The organism is Bradyrhizobium sp. (genome assembly GCF_049798375.1).
In the GTDB taxonomy this organism is placed as follows: Bacteria; Pseudomonadota; Alphaproteobacteria; order Rhizobiales; family Xanthobacteraceae; genus Bradyrhizobium.
In genome coordinates this window covers 1-5377 of record NZ_JBARGP010000311.1, presented here as the reverse complement: position 1 = coordinate 5377, position 5377 = coordinate 1, and the positions used below count along the sequence as shown (strand labels likewise).

Below are 5377 nucleotides of genomic sequence, written 5' to 3'. Positions count from 1 at the left end.
GACGGCCATGAATGGGAAGGCGGCGCCTCGACCGCGAAGAACGGCATCACCTGCAACGCCAACATCCCGACCGAGGAGGTGTTCACGACGCCGCATTGCCGGCGCGTGTCGGGTTACGTCAAAAGCTCGAAGCCGCTGTCCTACCAGGGCACGCTGATCGACAACATCCAGGTGAAGTTCGAGGAGGGCCGCATCGTCGAGGCCAAGGCTTCGCGTGGCGAAGAGGTACTGAACAAGGTGCTCGACACCGACGAGGGTGCGCGCCGGCTCGGCGAAGTCGCGCTGGTGCCGCACTCCTCGCCGATCTCCAAGAGCGGGCTGTTGTTCTACAACACGCTGTTCGACGAGAACGCCGCCTCGCACATCGCGCTCGGCCAGTGCTACTCGAAATGCTTCATCGACGGCACCAAGCTGTCGCAGCAGCAGATCGCGGCGCAAGGCGGCAACCAGAGCCTGATCCATATCGACTGGATGATTGGCGCGGCCGAGACCGACATCGACGGCATCCGCGCCGACGGCAGCAGTGTGCCGGTGTTCCGCAAGGGCGAGTGGGCGTAAGTGCACATGACAAAGGGCAGCACGCGCGCCGTGCTGCCCTTGAACCTCGGTGTTGCGATCCCGCACAGGCGGGACCGCAATACGCTGAAAAGACAGATTACTTCTTGGCTTCGTCACTTTCGACGGTGACCGTGATGCGGTCTGACATCACGGGCGTCTTGTGCGGGACGTGGCTCCAGTCGCCGAGCACGAGTTGCAAGGTGTGCTTGCCCGGCGGTAGCGTGACCGAGGCTTCGGTCTGGCCCTTGCCGTAATGGATGTGATGCGTGTCCATCGGGATGGCTTCGTTGAGCGCGTCACCGCTCGGTGGCTCGGCGTCGACGAAGAGATGGTGATGGCCGGTGTTCGGCGCCTCGGTGCCGACCGGTGCGATGCCCATGCCGGTGAGGCCGAAGCGGATCACGACCGGGGAGGCCACGGTGTCGCCGTCCTTCAGGTTGATGAAATAGACCTTGGCGCCTTCAGGCGCGGGCGTCTCGCCGGCCACGGCCAACGTCACAGTCGACAACATCATGGCAAGCGCCAGACTCATTCGTCGCATTGCGCGATTCCTTACTTTGGCAAAGAGAACATTCATAAACCGACGAGATGACGCCGCGATGATCCGATACGATCGCCAGCATCTCCCGCAGAGCGACATGGAGTAGGGCGGCCAGTTGAGGCAAAGCCGAGAGCAAATCATGGCGGCGCCATGTCCTTCGCCGCCGAACGGTTACAGCTGCGACGGTTGGTCGCCCGGCTCAGCTTACATTTTAACGAACGGAGTAAGCGGCGGTTAAGCGCGCATGTCTAGACATTTCCGGGCAGACAGCTTCGTGCGGCCCATGACCGCTTCCATTTCAGTCCTTGTATTTGAGGTCTTCGATGTCTCGTGCCCTGATTGAAACCGCCAATCTCAATGTCGAGCTGAAGCCGGCCCCGATCGAGCCCTCCTGGATCATCGAGGGCGACCCGCGGGCGACCTCATGCCTGGTGTCGAGCAGCAGCGACGGCCTCGGCTGCACCCTCGTCTGGCATTGCACCGAGGGCAAGTTCAACTGGTACTATGATTTCGACGAGACCATCCTGATCCTGGAAGGCTCGATCGTGCTGGAGAGCGACGACATGGCGCCGAAGCGCTATGGCCCGGGCGACGTCATCTTCTTCCGCGACGGCGCCCATGCCAAATGGCATGTCGAAGGCCACGTCAAGAAACTTGCCTACTGCCTGAAGACGCAGCCCTACGCGCTCGGCCTCGTGGTCCGCGCGATCGGCAAGCTGAAGCGGATGTTCCTGTCGCCGGAAGGCCGCCGCGGCGCGAGCCTCGCCGGGGCGAACTGAGGCCTGCTCAGACTCCTTCGAGGATGATCACGGTCGGCGTTCCCGGCAGCGTCTCGCGCGAGATCCGCAAGCTGCGCCCGGCGCGCCGGTCGATCTCGAAATCCCGGCCGATCTTCCGCATGAACTCCTCGAGCGGCGTCGCAAAGCGGTGCATCGGCAGCACCACCGAAGCCCGCAGCCGCTTGGTGATCTCTGAGATGCCGTCGAGCGACATCGTATAAGTGCCGTCGATCGGCACCATCACGACGTCGAGCCGGCCGATCGCGGCGAAGTGGCTGTCGTCGAGCTTCACATGCAGATGGCCGAGATGGCCGATGCAGAGTCCCGCGACCTCGAAGATGAAGATCGAATTGCCGTCCTTGATCATGTCGCCGCCGGAACTGTCGCCGAAATAGCGGCGGATGTCGGTGGTGACATTGCGAATCAAGACGTCGCCGATGCGCTCCGAGATCTGCGCCGGCTGCCCGTCGTCGCGCCAGCCGTGCAGCACGTGCGGAATGCGCGGGTCCGGAAACAGCGTGTAATGGGTGGAGTGGGCGCGGTTCATGGTGACGACGTCAGGCAGACGGCCGATCTGGTAGGCGCCGCTGTAGTCGGTCGCGATCCTGACGCCGCCGGGCGTGTCGATGAAATAGGTCGAATGCCCGGCATAGGTGATGGCGACCTCGTCGGTTCCGGCCGCGGCGCTGCGCAGACTGACCGGCGTGGCACGCGGTCCGCCTGACATCGCCAGGCACTCGCTGGCGCGTGGCGCCTGTTCGGCCAGCGCGGGCGCCATCGAGACCAGCATCGCGACAAGGGCGGACAGCGCACGGAGCATGGTGGTCTCCTTCGACGTCGTCTCACTGTATCGCCGTTCGCGGAACAGAACTATCTTTCGTGCATCAACAGAGCGTCAGGGCAGGGAGAGCGACTTTGACCGAGCCATCCGGAATGCAGCCGCTTCCGCGGGCATGCTCGTCGACGCGGCTGGAGCCGTTGCGTCATGTCGCGGCCGGTGTGCTCGACACCGCCTATCATGAGGCCGGCCCTGCCGATGGTCCCGCTGTGGTGCTGCTGCACGGCTTTCCCTACGACATCCATTCTTATGTCGACGTCGCCCCAATGCTTGCCGCGCAGGGATGCCGGGTCGTTGTGCCCTATCTGCGCGGCTATGGCCCGACCCGGTTTCGCGATGTCACCACGCCACGTTCCGGACAGCAGGGCGCCATCGGGGCGGATCTGATCGCGCTGCTCGACGCGCTCGCGATTCCGCGCGCGGTATTCGCCGGCTACGATTGGGGCGGCCGCGCAGCCTGCATCGGTGCTGCGCTATGGCCGGAGCGTTGCAGCGCCCTGGTCTCGGTGAACGGCTATCTGATCCAGGACATCGCCAATGCGCAGAAGCCGGCCGATGTCGCGCATGAAGTGGCCTATTGGTATCAATGGTACTTCCAGGTCGAGCGCGGCCGCGCGGGCCTCGCCGCCAACCGGCGCGAGATCGCGCGTGTGCTGTGGCAGCAATGGTCGCCGAACTGGCACTTCGATGATGCGACGCTCGAGCGGACCGCCGTGGCGCACGACAATCCCGATTATGTCGATGTCGCTGTTCATAGCTATCGCCATCGCTATGGACTGGCGGAAGGCGATCCGCGCTATGCCGAGATCGAGCGCAAGCTCGCTGCGCAGCCTACGATATCAGTGCCCACGATCACCATCGACGGCGAGGGCGATGGCGTCACGCGGGCCAGCGACGGCTCCGCGCATGCGGCGAAGTTCACCGATCGCCGCGCCCACCGGGTGATCCCGGGCGCCGGCCACAATCTGCCGCAGGAGGAGCCGGAGGCATTTGCGGCAGTAGTGTTGGAGCTGGTGAAGGCTTAGTCCCGCTTCGGGCTGAGCTTCCAGGTCGCCGCCAGCATGGCCGAGGTCATCAGGCCGGAGACCAGTGCCGCGGTGGGGATGGCCAGCACCAGCGCCGTCGTCGCCGCCCAGCCGATCGAGGAGAAGGCTTCGGCGAACGTGGCCAGCCGCGAGGAGGTCTGGCGGCGGCGGAATTGGCTGCGGCGGGCCTGCACGCGAAACCAGAGCTGGATCGAGGTCGAGGCGATGGTCGCGATCAGCACGCCACAGCTGGTCACGGCGGCCTGCCATGGCGCGATCCAGGCCAATGCCGCGATCAGCGGCGCGAAGATGATGCAGATCACCATCAGCACCACCTCGATCTTGGCGCGGACGACACGCGTGGTCGGCAGCGGCGCGGTCGCGACCAGCTCGGGTGCGTCTTCGCCGGATATTGTGAGCCAGGCGAGGCCGCCGGCAAGCTGGCCGGCCGCCATCACGATGACCGGCGTGATCAGCACGATCGCTGCTGAGCTATCGGAATAGCTGCGCCAGAGCAGCAGCGCCGGCGGCACCAGGTAAAGTAGCTGCATCAGCGTCTGGGAAATCAGCCAGGGATCGCGCCGCAGCAGCACCAGCTCCTTGCGTCGCAAAGCCTGTTGGCGTGAGCCGCCGCGAAACGCCTTGACCCGCGCGCCGGCGCGACTGGAGACGCCTTGCGCGGCGGCGCTGATCGCGGTGTCGGCAAAACGCGGCGAGAAGATCGCCATCACCAGGCCGAGCAAGGTCAGGCTCGCGGACAATAGCAGCAACAGCGCCTGCCCGTCGCCGAGCGCGGCGCGCGCCGGCCACCACACCGGGCTGTCCGGATCGGGCGCGATCGCGGCCGCGGTGTCCGAGGTGAGGATGGCGAAGCGCGACAGCGTGCCATAGGAGATGATGGCGGCGATCTGCAACAGGATCACGAAGCCGGCGCCGATCACCGCCGCCAGGATCTGCGCCACCAGCCGGGTCCGCGCCGGGCCGATCAGGCGGAACAGCACGATCGTGATCGCGATCGCAAGCGCCGCGGCCGAGAGGCCCACCGCCGTCACGACGGCGAAGCCGGCGAGCCAGCGCGGGCCGCCTTCGAGCATCAGCACGTCGATGAACGGTGTCGCCAGCAACAGCGCCATGCAGGTGACGGAGAGCGCGATGGCCGCGATCCGCACCGAGAAGATCTCGGCGAGCCGCACCGGTGAGGACATGATGAGGTCGAGATCGGCGCGGGCATAGAACACGCGCGTCACCGATTCGATCGCCTGCGACAGCATCAGCGCCCACGCCAGCGCGATGGTCGCGGAGACGACGATCAACTCGCTCTTGTCGAGCGGCACCGTGATGTCCGCGTAGGGACCGACCACGGCCCAGGCCGGCAGATGCATCACCGCGCCGAATACGAGCAGGCCGATGATGGCCGCGCGCGTGCGCCGCTGCCGTCCGCCGGTGATCATGCCGAGCCATTCGCGCCACGCCAGCCTGATCTCGTGGCGGGCGAACCATGACAGCGTGGCGGCCCGGGTCACGCGGCATCCTCGACATCGACCAGGGCGATGAACAGCTCTTCGAGGCTGGTATCGGTATGGCCGTTCTGCTGGCGCAGCTCGGCGAGCGTGCCTTCGGCGAGCAGGCGGCCCGC

6 protein-coding genes and 1 pseudogene are annotated in these 5377 nt (G+C 65.7%); 3 read left to right on the top strand and 4 right to left on the bottom strand.

Going from position 1 to position 5377, the window contains the following annotated elements:
• On the top strand, positions 1–558 hold a 558-nt coding region (locus WA702_RS13380; protein WP_425111004.1), incomplete at its 5' end, for an aminopeptidase.
• A 97-nt stretch (positions 559–655) separates the two neighbouring features.
• Here WA702_RS13380 and WA702_RS13375 read toward each other — a convergent pair.
• A complete protein-coding gene (locus WA702_RS13375) occupies positions 656–1099 on the bottom strand; it encodes a DUF4399 domain-containing protein (protein WP_425111003.1) in 444 nt (147 codons plus the stop codon).
• Between the two features lie 323 nt (positions 1100–1422).
• On the opposite strand from WA702_RS13375, the gene WA702_RS13370 reads away from it, so the two are divergent.
• Positions 1423–1878, top strand: coding sequence for a cupin domain-containing protein (locus WA702_RS13370; RefSeq protein WP_425111002.1), 456 nt, complete (start codon positions 1423–1425; stop codon positions 1876–1878).
• A gap of 7 nt (positions 1879–1885) precedes the next feature.
• Here the strand turns inward: WA702_RS13370 and WA702_RS13365 are convergent, their stop codons facing one another.
• Positions 1886–2698 (bottom strand): MBL fold metallo-hydrolase, encoded by an 813-nt coding sequence (locus WA702_RS13365; RefSeq protein ID WP_425111001.1) that lies wholly within the window; start codon positions 2696–2698, stop codon positions 1886–1888.
• A 113-nt stretch (positions 2699–2811) separates the two neighbouring features.
• Between WA702_RS13365 and WA702_RS13360 the strand changes: the two genes are divergently transcribed.
• Positions 2812–3741, top strand: a complete 930-nt coding sequence (locus WA702_RS13360) for an alpha/beta fold hydrolase (RefSeq protein ID WP_425111000.1) — start codon at positions 2812–2814, stop codon at positions 3739–3741.
• On the opposite strand, the gene WA702_RS13355 is transcribed toward WA702_RS13360, so the two are convergent.
• Positions 3738–5264 (bottom strand): permease, encoded by a 1527-nt coding sequence (locus tag WA702_RS13355; protein ID WP_425110999.1) that lies wholly within the window; start codon positions 5262–5264, stop codon positions 3738–3740. The genes WA702_RS13360 and WA702_RS13355 overlap by 4 nt on opposite strands.
• A pseudogene (locus tag WA702_RS13350) lies at positions 5261–5377 on the bottom strand (ABC transporter ATP-binding protein); the annotation flags it as partial. The pseudogene WA702_RS13350 and the gene WA702_RS13355, both read right to left, overlap by 4 nt.